General features: G+C 41.1%; 19 protein-coding genes, 5 pseudogenes and 1 riboswitch. Of the genes and pseudogenes, 17 read left to right on the top strand and 7 right to left on the bottom strand.

From position 1 onward, the window contains the following. Positions 1-8: 8 nt before the first annotated feature. Positions 9-1,010 carry an oxidoreductase gene (locus tag LRL21_RS26215; protein WP_240418722.1) on the bottom strand — a complete coding sequence of 334 codons (1,002 nt, stop codon included), beginning with the start codon at positions 1,008-1,010 and terminating at the stop codon, positions 9-11. A 147-nt stretch (positions 1,011-1,157) separates the two neighbouring features. Here LRL21_RS26215 and LRL21_RS26210 point away from each other — a divergent pair, with 147 nt between their 5' ends. Beyond that, entirely contained in the window at positions 1,158-1,592 is a 435-nt protein-coding gene (locus LRL21_RS26210) for an Lrp/AsnC family transcriptional regulator (protein ID WP_240418721.1), read from the top strand. A 40-nt stretch (positions 1,593-1,632) separates the two neighbouring features. Here the strand turns inward: LRL21_RS26210 and LRL21_RS26205 are convergent, their stop codons facing one another. The 4 genes from LRL21_RS26205 to LRL21_RS26190 all read right to left on the bottom strand — a co-directional run bounded on the left by LRL21_RS26205 (position 1,633) and on the right by LRL21_RS26190 (position 4,686). Then, positions 1,633-2,187 (bottom strand): M20/M25/M40 family metallo-hydrolase, encoded by a 555-nt coding sequence (locus tag LRL21_RS26205; RefSeq protein ID WP_240418720.1) that lies wholly within the window; start codon positions 2,185-2,187, stop codon positions 1,633-1,635. A gap of 261 nt (positions 2,188-2,448) precedes the next feature. Then, positions 2,449-3,060, bottom strand: a complete 612-nt coding sequence (locus tag LRL21_RS26200; RefSeq protein ID WP_240418719.1) for a DJ-1/PfpI family protein — start codon at positions 3,058-3,060, stop codon at positions 2,449-2,451. Positions 3,061-3,119: 59 nt separating this feature from the next. Next, positions 3,120-3,198, bottom strand: a riboswitch (ZMP/ZTP riboswitch). A 54-nt stretch (positions 3,199-3,252) separates the two neighbouring features. Beyond that, positions 3,253-3,528: a hypothetical protein gene (locus LRL21_RS26195; RefSeq protein WP_240418718.1), complete on the bottom strand. Its 276-nt coding sequence runs from the start codon at positions 3,526-3,528 to the stop codon at positions 3,253-3,255. Between the two features lie 270 nt (positions 3,529-3,798). After that, entirely contained in the window at positions 3,799-4,686 is an 888-nt protein-coding gene (locus LRL21_RS26190; protein ID WP_240418717.1) for a LysR family transcriptional regulator, read from the bottom strand. Positions 4,687-4,889: 203 nt separating this feature from the next. Here LRL21_RS26190 and LRL21_RS26185 point away from each other — a divergent pair, with 203 nt between their 5' ends. The 10 genes and pseudogenes from LRL21_RS26185 to LRL21_RS26150 all read left to right on the top strand — a co-directional run. Next, positions 4,890-5,924, top strand: a complete 1,035-nt coding sequence (locus LRL21_RS26185; RefSeq protein WP_240418716.1) for an IS630 family transposase — start codon at positions 4,890-4,892, stop codon at positions 5,922-5,924. Positions 5,925-6,704: 780 nt separating this feature from the next. Further along, positions 6,705-8,129 carry a TnsD family Tn7-like transposition protein gene (locus LRL21_RS26180; protein WP_240418715.1) on the top strand — a complete coding sequence of 475 codons (1,425 nt, stop codon included), beginning with the start codon at positions 6,705-6,707 and terminating at the stop codon, positions 8,127-8,129. 246 nt (positions 8,130-8,375) lie between these two features. After that, the gene (sigK, locus tag LRL21_RS26175; protein ID WP_338044681.1) at positions 8,376-8,894 is read left to right on the top strand and encodes an RNA polymerase sporulation sigma factor SigK; all 519 of its coding nucleotides are present in this window, start codon (positions 8,376-8,378) and stop codon (positions 8,892-8,894) included. Positions 8,895-9,475: 581 nt separating this feature from the next. Next, complete coding sequence (locus LRL21_RS26170) at positions 9,476-9,865, top strand: hypothetical protein (RefSeq protein WP_240418714.1); 390 nt, start codon at positions 9,476-9,478, stop codon at positions 9,863-9,865. 60 nt (positions 9,866-9,925) lie between these two features. Continuing rightward, positions 9,926-10,174, top strand: coding sequence for a hypothetical protein (locus LRL21_RS26165; protein ID WP_240418713.1), 249 nt, complete (start codon positions 9,926-9,928; stop codon positions 10,172-10,174). 208 nt (positions 10,175-10,382) lie between these two features. Continuing rightward, a pseudogene (locus LRL21_RS26160) lies at positions 10,383-10,499 on the top strand (IS6 family transposase); the annotation flags it as partial. Between the two features lie 29 nt (positions 10,500-10,528). After that, a complete protein-coding gene (locus LRL21_RS46835) occupies positions 10,529-10,615 on the top strand; it encodes a hypothetical protein (RefSeq protein ID WP_420832487.1) in 87 nt (28 codons plus the stop codon). 189 nt (positions 10,616-10,804) lie between these two features. Next, positions 10,805-10,961 (top strand): annotated as a pseudogene (locus tag LRL21_RS46830) (transposase domain-containing protein); the annotation flags it as partial. Between the two features lie 405 nt (positions 10,962-11,366). Continuing rightward, positions 11,367-12,179, top strand: coding sequence for a metallophosphoesterase (locus LRL21_RS26155; protein ID WP_240418712.1), 813 nt, complete (start codon positions 11,367-11,369; stop codon positions 12,177-12,179). A gap of 111 nt (positions 12,180-12,290) precedes the next feature. After that, positions 12,291-12,392: pseudogene (locus LRL21_RS26150) on the top strand (NAD-dependent protein deacylase); the annotation flags it as partial. A 261-nt stretch (positions 12,393-12,653) separates the two neighbouring features. On the opposite strand, the gene LRL21_RS26145 reads toward LRL21_RS26150, so the two are convergent. Further along, entirely contained in the window at positions 12,654-12,872 is a 219-nt protein-coding gene (locus LRL21_RS26145; protein ID WP_240418711.1) for a hypothetical protein, read from the bottom strand. A 513-nt stretch (positions 12,873-13,385) separates the two neighbouring features. On the opposite strand from LRL21_RS26145, the gene tnpA reads away from it, so the two are divergent. The 6 genes and pseudogenes from tnpA to LRL21_RS46375 form a co-directional block, all read left to right on the top strand. Then, on the top strand, positions 13,386-13,757 hold the full coding sequence (gene tnpA, locus LRL21_RS26140; RefSeq protein ID WP_240418710.1) for an IS66 family insertion sequence element accessory protein TnpA: 372 nt from the start codon (positions 13,386-13,388) through the stop codon (positions 13,755-13,757). Next, positions 13,747-14,103, top strand: a complete 357-nt coding sequence (gene tnpB, locus LRL21_RS26135) for an IS66 family insertion sequence element accessory protein TnpB (protein WP_240418709.1) — start codon at positions 13,747-13,749, stop codon at positions 14,101-14,103. Before tnpA ends, tnpB begins: the two co-directional genes overlap by 11 nt. 94 nt (positions 14,104-14,197) lie before the next feature. Then, the gene (gene tnpC / locus LRL21_RS26130) at positions 14,198-15,751 is read left to right on the top strand and encodes an IS66 family transposase (RefSeq protein ID WP_240418708.1); all 1,554 of its coding nucleotides are present in this window, start codon (positions 14,198-14,200) and stop codon (positions 15,749-15,751) included. A gap of 1,284 nt (positions 15,752-17,035) precedes the next feature. After that, on the top strand, positions 17,036-17,356 hold the full coding sequence (locus tag LRL21_RS26125; protein WP_240418707.1) for a hypothetical protein: 321 nt from the start codon (positions 17,036-17,038) through the stop codon (positions 17,354-17,356). A gap of 184 nt (positions 17,357-17,540) precedes the next feature. Continuing rightward, positions 17,541-18,261: pseudogene (locus LRL21_RS26120) on the top strand (IS6 family transposase). A 54-nt stretch (positions 18,262-18,315) separates the two neighbouring features. Then, positions 18,316-18,397, top strand: a pseudogene (locus tag LRL21_RS46375) (VOC family protein); the annotation flags it as partial. 51 nt (positions 18,398-18,448) lie between these two features. On the opposite strand, the gene LRL21_RS45790 reads toward LRL21_RS46375, so the two are convergent. Then, positions 18,449-18,778: a transposase gene (locus LRL21_RS45790; protein WP_275900903.1), complete on the bottom strand. Its 330-nt coding sequence runs from the start codon at positions 18,776-18,778 to the stop codon at positions 18,449-18,451. Positions 18,779-18,815: the final 37 nt, after the last annotated feature.

Raw genomic sequence — 18,815 nt, 5'->3', positions numbered from 1 at the left:
TTGGTCATTCATCCACGGTTACTAGCTTGCTCTTGATTCATCAATAGACTTTCCGCATAATCCGGGTCCTCCAAGAGCGGGCTCCCGAGGGCAATACAATCGGCTAATTGATCCTCAAGGATACGGTTGGCGAGACTGCGGGTATATATCTTTCCGACTGCAATAACCGGTATATTGACATGTTGCTTGATCGCAGAAGCATGAGGCAGCTGATAACCGGAGTATACGTCAATAGGTTGTATAGGGAGAAGTCCACCTGTTGAGACATGAATCGCGTCCAATTCAGTCTCAAGGGGCTTTAGTATCCGCACCCACTCCTCAGGGGTTAACCCACCTGTACAATAGTCCGTGGCAGAAACCCGTATGGTAACCGGATAGTGTCGACCGACTTCTCCCCTGATGGCCAGGAGAACCTCTTTCAAAAATCTTGCCCTATTCTCCGAGCTGCCCCCATAATCATCCGACCTCACGTTGGATAAAGGAGATAGAAATTGATGGATTAAAAAACCATGTGCCGCATGAATTTCAATGCCATCGAATTCCGCTTTGACCGTTCTTATCGCTGCGAGGCGGTATTCGTCTATGATGCTTTCAATACCTGCCACAGACAACGACTCGGGCAGGCCGTAATGCTCGTCGAACGCAATTGCGCTCGGCGCAACTAATGAATTCGTAACTTCCGGCGAAGATTTCCTTCCGCCATGTGATAATTGGATAAATGCAGGAGTGTGATGGGCATGGATGGCATCGGCAATTTTTCTTAGTGGTTCCACATGCTGATCTGTAAAAATCCCAATATCATTTTTCCACAGTCTTCCATTGGGAGAAATCGCGGTAGATTCCAAAATAACAAGCCCCACATGCTTCGCCCTTCGGCCATAATGTTCAATGTGGTGGTCTACGGGAAACGCCTCAAGCGTGCCTTTATATTGCTGCAAAGGCGCCATAATTAATCGGTTCCTCAGGCGTAAGCTGCCCAGATCAATCGGGTCATCCAAGGTCCATGACATATCTATTCATCTCCTTTACACGTTATTCTTTAATTTTAGTATTGATAACAAGTAAAATACATAGTAATATTAAACTTAATAACGAATAATAACTAATATATTAAGTTATTTATACGTTACAACCTTATATATCGAGGTGATTTTACAGTGGACCAAATCGATTCCAAAATCTTATCGTTGATGCATGAAAATGCCAGAATATCAATTTCTGAAATGAGCAAAACGATTGCCATGTCGCAGCCCGCTGTAACTGAAAGACTCCGGAAACTGGAGGATCAGGGATTCGTTACTGGCTATCGTGCGCAATTGTCCCCACAGAAGCTTGGCAAGCATACATCTGCTTTTGTCATGTTCAAAACCAATTGCTGCCCGGACTTCATCAAATTCTGCGAAGCATCCCCTGAAATTGTCGATCTTTACAGAATCAGTGGAGAATATAACTTTCTTATGAAAGTGTTAACCCAAACAACAGAATCGCTGGCACAATTTCTTGACACTTGCAACCCTTATGGATTTTCAACGACTTTAATGGTTCTCTCAACGGCATTTGAAGATAAAAGTCTTATACCAAGAAAGGTGTAATTAAGGAGAGGTGCGGACGCTGAGGAGCTGAATTGTCCGGCTAGACTTCGTCCTCCTGGCTGAGTCCCTCCAGTACAAAAGATAGATGCATGGCAGCGCCAATCTTGAGGGCATGTTCGTCAACATCAAAGCACGGATGATGGAGCGGATGAACAATTCCCAGCGTTTCATTGCGTATGCCGAGGAAGGCGTAAGCGCATGGGATCTGTTCCGCGTAGAGGGCAAAATCCTCTCCCGCAAGACTCGGTGTCTCCAGCCATTGAACTTCCGCCCCGCTTTCTGTGACTGCTTTGGCCGCTGCTCGCACAGCTCCCGCATCATTCAGCAGAGCCGTCCCTAGCCGGTAGCTGGAGGCGTAAGTTCCGCCGAACGATTTGGCAACGGATTCAGCTCGCTGCTCAAGCATGTTTTTCAACCACAGTACGGCATCTTCGCCAAACGTACGGAAGGTGCCTTTCACTACGCCTTCATCCGCGATTGCATTCTGTACTTCCCCCGCATGCATCATACCGAAAGAGAGCACCACTGGAACTAACGGATTCCACTGGGTGGCTACCGCCGTCTTGGCTTCAATCGCGAATTGAGCCGTCATCATATCGCAAAAATAATCAATTGACCTTAATAAATATATGTTAATTATTTTAATAATTTGGTAAAATCAAGAATTACCTTTAAGAGCTAGAAGGAATGTTGGCATACTGCAGAGGAACCTGGTGAATTTTATGAAATAATGAATATAGACAATCCAAAAAGAGCTGCCGTGGTTCAGCAACTCCTTCATCTTGGTAATGTCCATCTGTGTGTGATTAATCCATAATTTCAACTATTTGGTGTGAATTCACTAAAAGATCTCTACCTAATTCTGCTCATCTTCGTTAGGCATGAAAATATTAGATAAATTCCCTGCCTGATAGTACGGATAATCCATCATCTTTTGAACCTTTTTCGCCATATCCGCATTCGTTAATGATTCAACAAAGTATAAACCTAAATCAATAGATGCTGAAACACCGCCACCTGTAAAAGTATCCTCGTCTCTTACAATACGCGCCTTAACGACCTCTGAGCAATAAGGAGTCAACAATTTGTAAGCAGAAGGGTTCGTTGTTGCCATTTTGCCATTTAAGAATCCTGCAGCCCCTAAAAGCAATGCACCTGTGCAGACAGATACTTTGTACTGTACATCGCGTGCACTTTGGATCCATGAAACGAATTCTGTATCATATCGCAGTTCTCTAGTGGGCATACCGCCAGGAATAAATATTAAATTATACCCAGATAAATCTGGGCTAATATGCTTGATTTTAATCGTCATACCCCGATCGTCAGTAATTTCCTCTTTGTTCGAACAGAGATCCCACGTTACTCCTTCCTTGACATTTAGAATGCTTAACCAAGATACCGCGTCGTAAAAACCGACAAAATCTAACGTTGTCATCTTGTCAAACAGAATATAGGCGATCTTCATCTCTAAGCACCTGACCTTTCCTAATTTGAAATAAAAAAAAGTATCTGATCTAAGATCAAATACTTTGCCCAGGCGTACGGCTTATGAAATATGTGCTCCCTCGTAGTTACCTACGTTGCGCCAGTGACACATACCAAATTATTCCTAAATCATTTATATCAGAATTTTTTGAATAGTTCAACTCAGCTTTCTTTATTTCTCACCTAATAAAAGCTCCATTACATACATTTCAAGTGCTTCATAGTTTCTCGTTTCCTGGTATTGCTTCAACACATTATTATCAAAACGATTTACTTTAGACTCCAATATTTTAACGATTTTCAAGCTATTCTCCAAATGGGAAAATGACTCCTCAATGGATTGTGTCCTCATCGCCTTTACATCAAGACCAATGTATTCTCCGTTTTTGCCATATCCATTATCAATAAGCACCTTGAGTTGGTTGAAGGCGGACCGGATATTTTCCACACCAAATGATTTGTCTTGATCATGATTTTAAAATCTTCCAGTAGCTCGCTCCGATTTCTACAAAAGCTTAAGAGTAACATCCAGCTCCTGATCTGAGCTGCGATCCGCAATGATCCGATCTGAAGCCTGATCGAATTTACATTGCGCTCGGGCGTTCCACATAGTGATAAGGGGGCATGAATGCGTAAATAAGCATGCGGCAAATTCGCTGCATACTCAGAATGTCGAGATAATCGACAGGATTTATTATGGATTAATGGGACATCATGATTACATAGTCCCTTTGGATATCGACCCAAAATATTCTAATACTACTTGACAGAATTCCTGAGCAATCCGCGAAATATACCTACTCTTGTGCCATAACAAAGCAATCTCCCGAACCAATTCGTGGTCCTCTAATTTGAGATAACAGATATGTTCCTGTGGATTCCTTGCTGTACTTGGTATGAAGGCTATGCCAATTTCTGCTTCCACAAGAGCGGTTAGCCTAGCAGGTTCGTCTCCCTCATATACGTATTTTGGTGCAAATCCAACTGATTTGCACATAGAGTCCACTAGATCGCGGGTACCATAGCCTTTCTTTACACCGACAAACCATTCATCCTTTAATTCTGCCAAGGATACGCTGCTTTGTTCGGCCAGACGATGCCCTTTGGGAACAGCTACTAGAATCGGGTCTAAGTACACGATTTGGCATTCAATGTCATCCCCTTGTATAGAAGGTGAAGACAAACAAAAATCGACCTCTCCTCTATGAAGAAGCGTAACCATTTCCTGTGTGGTCAGCATTTGTACATGAAATTGAACATGGGGACGCTTTTTCCGAAACTCTCGAAGGATATTTGGCAGCTTGCTTGCGGCCGTCACCGCCAATTCGAGTGTGCCATATTCCGGGCTGGATAAATCACTAAGCTCCTGCTTCCCTTGCTCCAATTCAAACAAAGCCCTTTCTGCACGGCGAAGGAATCTTTTTCCGAACTCATTCAATCGCAGCTTCCTCCCTATTCGATCGAATAGAGGGACCCCTAAATCCTCCTCCAAGCGTTGTATCGTTTTGCTTAATGACGATTGCGTAACGTGCAGATTTTGCGCAGCTTCGGTCACATGTTCCAATCGAGCTAATGTAAGAAAATATCGTAGTTGAAGTAGTTCCATATCGCAACTCCGTTCATTCCTTCGTGTCACTGAAATCATAACATACAATGTATTCAAATGAATAATTTATTTGGAGTAAGTGACATCATTGCGGGTAATATCTACTTGCCGTCAAACGCTTCTATATAAACCGCACATGAAAAACTTACCAAGCCACCAAATGGGTAATAATCAGTAAGACAATCCCAAAGGTGGCGTTAAACATGAGTACAAGTGAAATCAATAAGCTGAATAAAGCCATGAAAGAAACCAACGACAAACGACTGTATGAACGTTATCTGGCTGTGCGGCTGCACTTGGAAGGACACAGTTTTGCTGAAATTAGCCGTCTTCTGGGTCTGGTCCGCCAAACCATCAGCCTCTATTGGCAGGGCTACCAAGAAAAGGGTCTGGAAGGTCTATTCATGAAGCATTCGCCTGGAAAGCCGCCTAGATTGAATGAAGAACAGCTCGATCAACTGGCTGAATTACTAATCAGCAAGCAGCCCGTAGATGTAGGCTTTGAAGCACGCTACACCTGGACACTGCCGCTGATTGCTTCCTGGATCGAGCGTGAGTTTGACATTATCTATAGCGTTCGTGGTGTCAGCAAAGTTCTGAAGCGGTCGGGTTTCAGCTTCACCAAGGCAACCTATACGCTAGCTAAGGCAGATCAGGAGGCTCAAACCGCCTTTCGAGACGTGACGTTTCCCGAGTTGAAGCGCAAACTTGGGGACGGTGCCATTGATCATCTGCTGTTTGAAGATGAGTCCATGATTCGGGCCTATCAAGCTTTGCAATATAGTTGGTTTCCTCGAGGACAGCAGCGTAAAGTCAAAACCTACGGTCGACATGAAGGCGCCAAGTTGTTCGGAGCGATCAACTACGAGACGGGTCAGGTTCATCATCGGGAAGAAGAGATTGCGGACCTGTCGGCATGGATTCGTTTCCTTTCCGATTTGCTGAAAGCTTATCCAACAGGAAAAATCGTTATGATTTTGGACAATAGTCGAATCCATCACGCCGCGGGCCTTCGGGCCTTTTTACAGGAACATCCACGTCTGCAGCTTGTTTTTCTTCCGCCCTACAGTCCTGAGTTAAACCTAATGGAAGGAGTTTGGAAATGGCTGAAGAGCGACGTCATCAACAATGTGTTTTTCAGCAAATTCTATCGCATTCGACTTCATGTCACGGCCTTCATGAAACGACTCAACAAGCACCCTATGCAAACCATCGATCGGTTGCTCGTTCGGTTATAATCTTAAGTGCGTTTTATATAGGAAAAAAAATAATGGAACGCAGAAGTAGCGCATTGAAACCAGCTATCGTTATTTCAAAGAACTGCTGGGTTTCGACCAATATCAATTGCTATTGTTACAGGCACACAGCGGTTTGGGGCGATTCAGTATCTTTCTGTAATCCCATTGTCAGGACTGGTTGAAGAAAGACATCCCTCTTACGTTTGAATGTGTGGTTTACCAAATTCGACCGGAATATTTCCGGAAAATCATCGTGTATGTATATAAGCAGATCTTAGAGAAGAGCCCGTTATTCACATCGATACGATGAAAATAGGACAACTTTAATGAAGTAACTACATTAAAGGCATCCATTGAATCGTGAAAAGATCGATTTGTTTATTACCTTGCCGCCATCTTAGCAAACAAGATCTACCGGACTCGAGTCCATATGAACTTTTGAAAAGCGTGGACCATTCAGCTAAGTGGGTCTTTGCTTAGCAACACTCCTAAGTAAAGCTCCGGTGAAGAAAGCAACTACCAAGACGCCGCCCAGAGAAACGCCATAGAATGATAATATAGGGAAGGCAAACTCAGATTTGGACTAGATATAATCCGTGCACGCCGTTCAACATCCAACCAAACTCAATCACTCTCAGTTCCTCATCGTGAACTTAAAGAGGCAATTACGAGCTCTATATTTCCTCATTTTCAAGTTGTTCGGTTTTAGAATTTTACAATGGGCATAAGGCTGGATAATCTTGTTCAGCAAGCCCTAAATGATAAGGAGGTAAATGTTCAATGCTCAATTTTTTTCCTAACCCCTATCCTGATGAAGACTTTAGAAGTATTGTTTATCGATTTTCAAAATTATCTGCAAATACTGACAAAAAAAGTGTGATGTACGAATTATTTCAAGCAAAAACCGTTAGAAATAAACTTATTCTTCCACGTAATATATTGAATTTATTAAATAAGATACCCGGACAACACACGTATTCTTTAAAAAGAATGATTAAAGAACATTCTTATTTACCATTAATGAAACCATTTTACACTCTTACTGAATATAATCGTATTGTTGAAGATATAGGCCAGACAACAGGAGCGATTGTTGTTGGTACTAACCGACTCAGGCATATGATCTCAAATCAAGTTCGGTATTGTCCACTCTGTTTATTAGAGGATTATCAAACGATTGGCGAGACATACGTTCATAGAATTCATCAAATTAAGTTTGTTCAAGTTTGCCCTTACCATCATGTGTATCTAATATCATCGTGTCGCGAATGTCAACGATCTTTTTCATATGACAAAGAATTATTAGGAACACCTTTTTGTAGCAATCAACATTATCTCCCATCATACGCCAAACAAATCAATCATGTCGAAACCAATGAAACATTACTTTATAAAGTGGCTACTAATACAAATTTTCTTCTACAGAATGAAAAGGATATAGGTATTGAATTGCTTAGAGAAAACTACAGGGATCATGCATTAAAACAAGGCTACTTTTCACCAAATGGGTTAACTAGAAAAAATACAAACTTTATACGTGATTTCTTGGTCTATTTCCCAATCGGACATTTAGAAGCTTTGGGTATAAACCTTAACCAAATAAATAGAAAATTTGCACAAATCTACTTTAACCTTCAAGGCAATCATTATAATGTGTTATTTCATATTTTAATCATGAATTATTTCTCTGGTTCTGTAAATAATTTTCTGAATCAAATAATCCCGAATACTGAACCTTTCATTCCATTTGGATGTGGTCCTTGGGAATGTCTTAATGAGCTTTGTACAGAATTTAATCAACCTTCTATAAAATTATGCAACCGGTATAGTTATAAGGAAGTAATTTATGGAACGTTTCGTTGTGAAAAGTGCGGATATACCTATACCAAGAAATGCAATAGAGAAACGCTACAAACCGTAGAGAAGATTTATGTCAGGGATAAGGGTTGGGTATGGAATAAAAAGGAGTTTGAAATACATAATTTGTACGCTATGAAAATCCAACAGACACAAAGATTTAATAAAAGGCAACGTACAATAGTTGAAAAAATGCATATACCCAAAAAACATTCGTTTGCTTGGACTAAACTTTTGCTTCAAGTCTACTTGACAGTAAAAAGTTATAAAGAAACTGCACGAATCCTTGGAACTACAGAGATAACAGTAAAAAAGATTTTGACAAAAAATCAGATGAAAATTTCATAGTTTTATTAAGGAACTTCAGGCATTTAATTCCACAAGTCTTTTGCAGGAAATATAACCAAGGTCAGAGTGTTTGTCTAACAAAAGAATACAGTCTATTTGAAAATTAATAGTTATGATGTTGTTTTATTCTGATAAGGGAGACTAACAGGACAATACTTGCCTAAAAATGAAGTCAGATGCTGTTACACTGTAACTGCCAATATTTTGTGATATATTTCTCTCAATGTTGATAAACTCTAAAGGAAAATATCATGGTTTAGTGTTCATATCGTTAAAAAATTCGACAACACAGGGGAGGATTTAGAGGATTTAATCTCCATTGGTACGATTGGGCTGATCAAAGCGATCGAATCTTTTTCTCCAGACAAAGGAACCAAGTTAGCTACGTTTGCTGCACGCTGCATCGAGAACGAAATACTTATGCATTTAAGATCACTTAAGAAAACGCGCAAGGATGTATCCCTGCATGACCCCATTGGAACAGATAAGGAAGGGAATGAGATCACGTTAATCGATATTCTTGGGTCAGAAGCCGACGACGTTGCCGATTTAGTGCAACTAAAGATTGAAAAGTCGAAGATCTACCGGAATCTCGATATCTTAGAGGAGCGGGAACGGGAGGTCGTTGTTGGCCGTTTTGGTCTGGAGGCCGGCAGTGAGGAGAGGACGCAGCGAGAGATTGCCAAGTCGTTGGGCATCTCGCGTTCATATGTGTCGCGAATCGAAAAGCGTGCATTGATGAAGCTATATCATGAGTTTTATTAGGTGAAACGTTAGGAAATAGGATATGAACCTTTAACGAGTCTGCCTGGACGGCAGGCTCTAATCTATAAGTGAAAGGACGTAGTGGTTTTGGACGAGCTACTGGAAGTTGTTGAAAAAAACATAAATAGTATAAAGTCAACGATTGAACGAAACAAGAAATATCATAAGTATCCATTTACCACAAATTGTGACCATTATTACACGCTTATATTGTTACAAAATCGTTTGGACAATTGGGAAAGCTTTTCGAAATTAATACTAAGTTTTAAAAATAGTCACTGTGTCCCCGTGAGTAAAATGAGTAATAGGTTTGAGAAAATAATAACGGTTGAAAGGAATGGTGTTCCTGGATTTATCACACGAAAAACGGAAGAGGAAATGTTAGCGTACATCAGAGTGTTAGAGTGGAAAATCGATGATTTGCAAGGGATATGGTTAACGTGCCCTACTTAAGAGCTTAGCTTAAGCAGGTATATAATTAAAAAACAGCTTATCTGTGAAGAAAGAGATCATCACATTTGTAATACAATAGTTAGTTAAGATGAACATGTGGAAAACAAATTATAATTGGGGTGAAAATAATGACACTGCCAAATGACGGAGAAAAGGTCAATATCTTAATCGAACTTTTAGAACGTCATATTGATAAACTTCCGAGTGAGAACAGCTTTGCCAATTATCTTGAATCAATCCGTGGGTTTCTAAAGACAAAAGATCCAATTCTTCAAAAAGCAGCATTTTCAAATAGTGAGTTGTTTATTGACAACTTTTCTAATGTTTTAAATAACCATATTACATCTAAACAGGCGGTAGGTTCACTAATAGCTGCATTCGATAAAGTGGGATATGCTGATTCAATGGATGCTGCTATGATAATTATTAAGTTTGAGGATTTCCTAAAACAAATGCCTGTAGTAGATGCTGAAAACTTTTATGAGGAACGTTGGATAACTGATAAATATCGGGGTTAATGTTTGATCTTACTTTAAATCGAAAGGAATAGCTTAATGTCTCAGTTGATAAACCGACGAATGATGAAAAAACATTATGCACAAGGCGTTATTTCGGAGCTTCAGCAATTAGGGTATCCTTGTGAACAAGCGAAGGCTGCTTTTTTTCGCCACTATAGAGACATGAAGCGTACGTTTGGACTTGAGCCAAATGTATGCGAATTTGCTAAGTTGATCGATGAGTTTGAAAAAGCGATGAAGCGCAAATACAACCCGAATGATCCAAATCAAATTTTTGTGGGCCACCTTCGGGAAAGGGTTAGAAAATAAGTGAGTAAGGGCTGATATCGCTGCCCAAGAGCCGTTTGATAAAGGGGCCAACTATAAACTGGAGCTGTGTAAGAAGCTAACCGCTTATGCAAGACGGTGGCTCTAGATCGACAATATCTATGAAGAGCGATGATTAAACAGTCCATTTTGATCGAACGAACTGTGCAAAAGGCAAACTCTCAACTAAGGCTGTCTGTTATTTAAATAGATTCAATTTGAGTCGGCGATCATTTTACTTACGGTGAGGTGGTATTTGAAATATAGTTTAAGCTATCGAGATATAGTAAAGATGATGGGCGAGCGAGTATTAATGATTTGCCATACGATGAACTCAAAATCCTGCATTGGGACCATGTGGGATTTTGGATTTGCTATCCCAGGCTAGTGCGCGGCACGTTTGGGTGGCCTTCCGACGGCACAACTCCGCTGCATCTCACCTAGCGGGAGCTGCGATGGCTGCTCGATGGCTTATCGCTTACACAACAGCAGGCGCACCCTCGTGTTTCGCCGGAAGTAGCGATTTAATGGTAGCCGGCAGGAGAGGGCACGTATCCTGTCGAATCTTTCTACTATCAAAATCAAACCCTTACATAGAATAGAACAAATCCAGCAGCAAAACGTCGAGCTTGCCGTGAGCTTGCCGAGCTGTCGGTCAAGCTCTCATGGTACGAAGAACAGTTCCGTCTGTCGCAGCGGAAGGCGTTTTGGCACTTCGATCGAGAAGACGCATCCAGATCAACTGGAGCTGAACCTATTTAATCAAGCCGAAGTGATCGCAGAGCCTGAACCCGAGCGATTTAGAGTTTCGAGAGGAATCGGGTCATAAATCAGCAGGCTGCAGGTGTCGGTAGCCTTTAGCATTGCCGGGCAGCTCCACGGGGTGCAGTTCACTCTGAGGCTGACCCAGTTTTTTTTATTTGGAATACAAAAAGAAACCATCCTTTGTTGAAATAGAAGTGTCGAGCAACCCATAAAAAGGAGAGTTTCTTTTCAATAATTATCATGGATCAGCGGATCAGCTTACTCTGTATATAATTTAGAAGAAGACATTCCAGAGAACTATCTCGTTCGAGAAGTAACGCAACTGTTAATCGGTTTAGTGACCAGATTTCCAATTCATTCTACCCTGGTGATGGCCGAGATAGATGAACAGTGAATGATCCTGTTAAAATATCAGATTTAGGGAGAGCCAATGCAAACTTTTGATTTGATTTCTGACATTCATCTTGAATTCTGGATTCCCTTTATTCAAAACGTGGATAGAATGAGATCTCAAATAGATTCATTCATTGATGATATACTGCCTGACAAACCCTCAAAAGTCCTAGTAATCGCTGGTGATTTAGGGCATTACAATGAACAGAATATTCTTATGTTGACAAGCTTTAGGCGGTATTACGAATATGTACTGTTTACATTTGGGAACCACGACTTATATATGATTTCCACCGCGCAGCGAGAGCGTTATAATAATAGCTCTATAAATCGTTGGGGAGAAATGAAACAGCATGCATCAGAAATTCCTGGTGTTTTTCCGCTTGATGGACATCTGATGGAAATTGAGGGCGTAACATTTGGTGGCACAGGGATGTGGTACGATTATTCGTTTGGCATTCAAGAATTAGGTATGACAAAAGCAAGAATCCATGAACTGTGGAAACGAACGATGAATGATGTAAATTATATTATCGAGTCTCCTATATTTCTTCAGGAAGAGGAGAAACTTGTAAAGGTATTTAAGCAGTGTAACGTTGTAGTTACTCATGTCGGACCTGATTGGTCTAATGTACTTGAGAAATATCGGATAGATCCTATCACAAGTTTTTTCTACTTTGATGGTTCCAAATGGTTGTCTCAAGCTAGTGGAAAGATTTGGTGTTACGGACATACTCATTCTCGTAATGATTATGCGATCGAGGGTTGTCGTCTAGTAAATAATGCACTGGGCTATCCGAACGAAAATCCTTTCTCAAAGTTAGTATCTATTGAAATAGTACAGGTATAGATGAGAGATTTTGATACCGATATTGTTTACAACTCATCCAAGTTTGCGGCTCTTAGTTAGAGAATCGGAGGGAAAAAAGGAGGGAATTTGAATATAAATGAATTAAAGCAGATGGTGGGCGAGAGCGGCAACATCGTTTTCTTCGGAGGTGATGGTACTTCCACAGAGAGCGTGATTCCGGATTTTCGGTCAGCAGATGGACTACATAATTCTGGAACAAATGAGGCTAAATCTAGAGAGGCACAAGCGGATTCTGTGGAGCTAAATGAATATTCAGGATGCAAGGTTTTGGTGCAACTATTGAAACTAATTTTATCCTATCAACCCGCAAAATGACTTGATTAAGCAGTTCAAGGTGAGTTTCACAACGGATGAAAAAAACATTACCCGATAATACTCCTTAATTGTAGGGAGTTTTGCTTCTTGGCTTGGTGAGCGAGGAGGGGGATTTACAACTAAAATAAAATATGTTGCTCATCGAGGAACTGTATGACAGCCTGATGGTAATGACCTGTTAACAGTAAGGGATTTTTCGGTCTTGTTCTGAACATCTACAATGATGTTTAGAAGCCGCTGAAGTCCATCCCGGTTATGCAGAAAACGAAATGTTTTACCGTATGGGTGGCCCTTATCTAAGAAAATTTGGCCATCACTTTTTCCCTTTGAAATATCCAGACCGATGACTGGATTCATAAGCAAACTCCCTTTCTATAGCTTTAATGCCGGTACCCCGTATGCACCTTGAAGTTCCACAGCATCGCTTGTTATACGAGATCTGAGTCCCAACCAGCTTAAACATAGTTTCTACAAGTAGGGGGCGATCACTGTTAGCGACGGGTTATAATCCCAGGAGAACGACCGATCTGCTCCGGCTAATGTTTCATACACCACAAAAATAAAAGTGGTCAACCAGCAAATACTGGCTGACCTCATAATACGACGGATAGCGATAGTGGAGGGGCTTGCTAAGCGGCAGCTCCTCTTTTCCATTAGAGAAACGGGCAGGATACTTCCAATATGTGTTAATGCGATTTAGAATGACTAATTTATATATCGACTGTTATTGGGAGAATGAGACAGGAACTAAGTAAGCGTCCAATAAGAAGGTGTATAGAATCAACAGCTAATCTCTGAGACAATTTTCTTAGATTAGAGTCTTTAGAGTTTTTCGACTCTAGTCGAAAAACTCTAAAGGGGATGTTCGTATTGAATACTGCGACAATCACTAAGCAATACCGGTTGAATAAATGGATTGAGATCGTCCGTGAGTGTCGAAGTAGTGGACAGACTGTTTCTGCTTGGTGTGCTCAGAATCATATAAACTTAAAAAGTTATTACTACTGGCTTAAACGTGTTCGGGAAGCAGCTTGTGAAACTTTGCCTGCACTCCAGCCTCAAAATCTTCCCATTGTACCCGTAGATTTTTCCGCATCACCGACAGTACAGAATTTTCCGGAGTCTTCACACACCACTTCAGAAATTCTCATTCATATGGGGGCAGTTACGCTAGAAATTCGCAATCATGCATCTGCTACGCTAATTGAGCATACGTTAAGGGCATTGCAGCATGTTCGGTGACATCTCCAAAGCCGATCAACTGTACATCGCTTGTGGCTATACCGACATGCGTAAGTCCATTGACGGGTTAGCCAGTATGGTTCAGCAAAACTTTCAGTTGAAACCTTTCCAAAACAGTTTATTTCTCTTCTGCGGACGTAGACGTGATCGCATGAAGGTACTCTACTGGGAAGGGGATGGATTTGTGCTTCTCTACAAACGTTTAGAAAATGGCAGTTTTCAGTGGCCCATGCATGCAGAAGCTGTTCGTACAATTACATTTCAGGAATTTCGTTGGTTGCTAGAAGGACTTTCTATCAACCAACCAAAGGCGGTCAAGAAGCTATCTCCTACCGTATTTATTTAGTCTTAAAAGTGCCGAAAACCCGTATAAACACTGGGTTTTCGGCTGTTTTTATGTTACAATAAATTTAACAGAAAACGGTAAAGGATTGGCATTTATGAGTCCTGTTGAACAGCTTCAACAAATGGAGAACCGCATTGGTCAACTTGAAAAAGAAAATAAGCGACTCCATGAAACTGTACAATTTCTGACGCAGAAACTGTATGGCAGGAGCACGGAGAAGACAGCTGCGCTCCCAATTGGCGTAGAGCAATTGTCTTTGTTTGACGAGGCAGAGACTGCTGCTAGCCGCAGTGCATCTGAACCAGATTTTAAGCAAGTGGCAGGTTACCAGCAGAAGAAAAATAAAGGTGATCGGACGGATCTATTGAAAGATATTCCGCATCACAAATTTCTCTGTACCCTCACAGATCAAGAGCGTTGCTGTGAAGCGTGTCAGACTGCACTTGTCGTTGTTGGTGAAGAATTTGTCCGTACAGAAATAGAATTTATTCCTGCTACAGTTCGAGCCATCGATGTGTATCGTGAGACATTTGAATGCCGGACTTGTCGTAAGCATGGAAAACCATATATGCAAAAGGCAACAACGCCGGATCCCGTGATTCAACATTCCATGGCTTCTCCTTCTTCCGTCGCATGGGTTATGCATCAGAAGTTTGTGAATGCCCTTCCCCTATACCGCCTAGAGAAGGAATGGCAAACACTTGGTGTAACCCTCAGTCGTGCAACAATGGCCAATTGGATGATCGTTGCCGCTCGAGTCTGGTTGACGCCACTAATGAATCAACTTCACCAAAGACTACTGCAAGAAAAATATGTCCATGCGGATGAAACAGTCGTGCAAGTCATGAACGAAAAGGGACGAAAGAATACGTCCGACTCCTATATGTGGATCTATAGCAGTGGTCAGCATAGCACGCATCCAGTCCGAATCTTTGAATACCAACCAGGAAGAAGTGGGAAGTATCCGCAAGCTTTCCTAAAAGGGTTCAGAGGATACTTACACGCCGATGCCTATTCGGGATACACAAAGCTTTCTGATGTAACCAGATGCTTATGTTGGACCCATCATCGAAGGAAATTTGTAGATGCGCTTCCGCAAGATACACAACATCCGGAAGCGACGCTGCCGAGTGAAGGGATTGCGTATTGCAATAAGCTATTTGCCATAGAAAAGTCACTTGAGCTCTTATCCCGTGAGGAACGTCATCAGAAACGTCTGGAACAGGAGAAGCCTGTTTTGGATGCTTTTTGGGCATGGGTCGAATCTGCAAGAGGAAAAGTGATCCCCAAATCCAAGCTAGGCGAGGCATTAAAATATGCACGAAATCACAAGCAAGAATTTATGAACTATCTATTAGATGGTAACTGTGTGATCTCCAACAATCTAGCAGAGAACAGTATTCGTCCATTTACAATCGGGCGCAAAAATTGGCTCTTTAGCGGCAGTCCGAAGGGAGCAGCAGCGAGTGCTACAATATACAGTATAGTCGAGACTGCAAAGGCAAACGGTCTAAATCCATACAAATATTTCGAATATCTCTTCAAGCAACTACCGGCAATCGCATTCCGTCAGCAACCAGAATTATTAGAAGATTATTTTCCTTGGAGCCAGAAAATTCAAGAAGCATGCAAAGAGAGCAAAGCTTGAGGTTCAAAACTACTCGCTTTGCTCTTTTCAATACACCGTCTTATTAGACGCTTACGGAACTAATAAAGGAAGTCTTAACTTTGCTGGATATAACCCGCTCGGACTACAAGCTTATAGGCGGATACAATAGCAATGTATTTGATAGAAAAGTCTGCTGTTAATGAGTCAATCTGAGTAGCTGAATTGGAATGGCTGGATTACCTTCTTTTAAGGGGAGTTAATGTTGCTAGACCAATACGTCTACAAGAAAAAGATTATATTCAACGAATCAACGATGATTATTACTTCGTTTCTTATTTATCGTAGTCATTGACTATGGGCGGGCAGGAATAAAAGCGGTGAGATCGGTCTGAGGATACCTAATTTCTAGTGATCAATCCGTAGTAACCGTGAAGCACGGAAGTAGTCATAGGGCGATACAATGTTATTACATACAAAAGCGAGAAGCATTGTATGCTAATCGAACAATTTGCGAAATGCCCGATGACGAGTAATAGCTCCAGGGCGGACGAAGCCTCATTCCGAGGATGGCGTATTTGTGTTGTGGTAGGCGCATGAATAAATTATCGCTCATTATGGTATTAGTGTGAGACTTTTGCCTTTGTCATTCTTGTTAGTCTTGTAAACAAACCTTGAAACGGCCTCAGCTGATGTTCAACGAAAGCATCACACAGTTTATGGATTTTACTGAAGTGGGAAAACAAAGCCATTCTCACAGTAATACCATAAGATTCGCTTACACGCATATCCTCCCGAAATCTCCTCATTCATAACCAATCAGCACGGGAAAATGCTGCAAGGTGGAGACTCCTCCTTTATGTAACGCAGATGCCACGCGTTAAGGATATGATCGGCAGCGCATGGTTGGACGCGTAAGTAAGTTTCTACCAACATAAAAACTAAAGGGCCAACGCGGAGGCAGTCACGCAAAGGGAGCTTCCTGATAAGAAGTTCTAGCTATACGTCTTTTGCTGTTTTATGTTGGATAAATATAAAGTCATTTTCGAAGTTCTGTCCTTTACCCAACTCGGAAGCTTTTCGCTTTCTCAGATGTACTGTTTAACATAGCTGGAAAACCCCAGTTGACCATAATAAACATAATCACAGCAAAGAGGACAAAAGCAATAAGTGTTTGGCTGAATGTTAGTCGGGGTTGTTTGCTGGATTTTTTTCTTGCCAAAGTTGCGACACCTCCATATATACAAAATACGACATAAAAGAGGGAAATCCTTCCTTGTGTTCGAATAACAATTTGAGTATGGAAATCGAATGGAGTGGCTATATATGTCAAAACAAATCGAAAATTTGAGAGGTAATTATCCAGGAGTGTTAGCAGCAAAAGGCAAGTGGATAAGTAGTAAGAATGAACTATTGGATATAAGTGATGGAATGAGCAAGGGGCATATAGAATCTACAATAAAGATGTTGGAAGACATGAGAACTAACCCGAATTATTGCAATTCTGCATATGAAGTGGAAACTAAAATTACAACTTATTATGGAGCGGGGCATCTAAAGATTGGAGATAAGATGGATGAATTGAAAGCCGCTCTTATGAGGACAAAGTGTTGTCGCCTTAAACTTCTTTTTCTTATGCATGTCTAATGCCGGTAAAAGTGACATCAGTATTCCAGGCAATGACACAAAGGCCTTAATGAGAGCAATTTGATTAATGAAAATACTACTACTGATTGCTTCTTTGTCGCTTAATGCATACCAAATATAATATAACCCGGTTGTGGTGCAAAGCTCCAATTCATGATAACGTAATTAATAATGTAGACATGGGATGGAGCAACTTACTTTGGAAACCAAATTGGATTTATTTAAATGGAAGCAATATGAACCAGCAATCATTTTACTAACCGTGAGGTGGTATTTAAAATAAAGTTTAAGCTATCGAGATATTATAGAATAATGAGCGAGCGAGGATTAAAGATATCTCATACAACGATCATGAGATGGTCCATGAATTTGGACCCGAAATAGATAAACGAATTCGCAGATATTTGAAACCCTCAAACGATTCGTGGCGCACGGACGAAACCTACATCAAAGTCAAAGGACAATGGAAGTATTTATATCGGGCCGTTGATTCTATGGGGAAAACGATTGATTTCATGTTATCTGAAAATCGTGATATGCCAGCAGCAAAGCGTTTCTTTACAAAGGCTTTGTCCTCTCCACATAATCAATTACCTCGTGTGATCACTTTGGATAAGAACCCGGCATATCCACGAGCCATACTAGAATTAATAAATGAAAAAGGCTTACCTAAAGAAACCTTGATTAGACAGACCAAGTATCTAAACAACATTGTCGAGCAAGATCATCGTTTCATAAAAAAAATCACAAAACCGATGCTTGGTTTCAAATCATTTCTAACTGCAGAACAGACGTTAAAGGGAATCGAGGCCATGCATATGATTAGGAAAGGGCAGGCCGAAAATAATTCGTCTGTCCCCTCTGCTGTTGAATGGCTCCATATAATATTTGGTATTGTGGCATAGGTAATTACAATTTATGGGCTAATTTCTGTCTTTTTTAATTCTTGCACCACAACCAAGGATATTACTGAATATCCTGATTGAAAATAAAATAATTGTTCATGTGGAATTAGATTTTGGAAATGGTTTTTTGCAGCTGGAACTCAACCTCTACAGAATCATCCTTGTATTCTATGTAGAAGTCAGGTGTTTAAACTCGTTTTCCGCAAGTAGGGTTCGTTTTTTTTAGTAGGTCTTTGAGAATTTCCCTTTCTAGGGCTTGTTCCGCTAATAGCTTCTTCAATTTTTCATTCTCTTGCTCAAGCTGTTTGAAATCTTCAGCGGTTGGGATAAAGGCGGATTGCCTCTTGCTGGCTCCGTCCAACTGGTCCACATCTTTGCGGTTCAGTTCTTTGGCCCACCGCAAGACCATCTTGGGATCCAGTTCATGCTGCCGGGCTACGGCCGTAAAGTTCCCAATCTCTTTCACTTTTCGAATAATCTCCATTTTGAAATTAAGGTCATACTGCAGACGCTTCATAACGTTCCCCTCCGTCTACTTTTATTGTATTTGATTA

This window comes from Paenibacillus periandrae, from assembly GCF_022458865.1.
GTDB lineage: Bacteria > Bacillota > Bacilli > Paenibacillales > NBRC-103111 > Paenibacillus_S > Paenibacillus_S periandrae.
Note: the sequence above shows the minus strand (reverse complement) of the source record. Positions and strands in the feature narration are given on the sequence as shown.

Bases quoted from the DNA above. Each gene is read 5' to 3' on its own strand.
- LRL21_RS26165 (WP_240418713.1), top strand. From the start codon at position 9,926: ATGATGAAAAAACATTATGCACAAGGCGTTATTTCGGAGCTTCAGCAA.
- tnpB (WP_240418709.1), top strand. From the start codon at position 13,747: ATGTTCGGTGACATCTCCAAAGCCGATCAACTGTACATCGCTTGTGGC.
- LRL21_RS26170 (WP_240418714.1), top strand. From the start codon at position 9,476: ATGACACTGCCAAATGACGGAGAAAAGGTCAATATCTTAATCGAACTT.
- LRL21_RS26155 (WP_240418712.1), top strand. From the start codon at position 11,367: ATGCAAACTTTTGATTTGATTTCTGACATTCATCTTGAATTCTGGATT.
- tnpC (WP_240418708.1), top strand. From the start codon at position 14,198: ATGAGTCCTGTTGAACAGCTTCAACAAATGGAGAACCGCATTGGTCAA.
- LRL21_RS26145 (WP_240418711.1), bottom strand. From the start codon at position 12,872: ATGAATCCAGTCATCGGTCTGGATATTTCAAAGGGAAAAAGTGATGGC.
- LRL21_RS26200 (WP_240418719.1), bottom strand. From the start codon at position 3,060: ATGAAGATCGCCTATATTCTGTTTGACAAGATGACAACGTTAGATTTT.
- LRL21_RS26215 (WP_240418722.1), bottom strand. From the start codon at position 1,010: ATGTCATGGACCTTGGATGACCCGATTGATCTGGGCAGCTTACGCCTG.
- LRL21_RS45790 (WP_275900903.1), bottom strand. From the start codon at position 18,778: ATGAAGCGTCTGCAGTATGACCTTAATTTCAAAATGGAGATTATTCGA.
- LRL21_RS26180 (WP_240418715.1), top strand. From the start codon at position 6,705: ATGCTCAATTTTTTTCCTAACCCCTATCCTGATGAAGACTTTAGAAGT.
- LRL21_RS26185 (WP_240418716.1), top strand. From the start codon at position 4,890: ATGAGTACAAGTGAAATCAATAAGCTGAATAAAGCCATGAAAGAAACC.
- LRL21_RS26190 (WP_240418717.1), bottom strand. From the start codon at position 4,686: ATGGAACTACTTCAACTACGATATTTTCTTACATTAGCTCGATTGGAA.
- LRL21_RS26125 (WP_240418707.1), top strand. From the start codon at position 17,036: ATGTCAAAACAAATCGAAAATTTGAGAGGTAATTATCCAGGAGTGTTA.
- LRL21_RS26205 (WP_240418720.1), bottom strand. From the start codon at position 2,187: ATGATGACGGCTCAATTCGCGATTGAAGCCAAGACGGCGGTAGCCACC.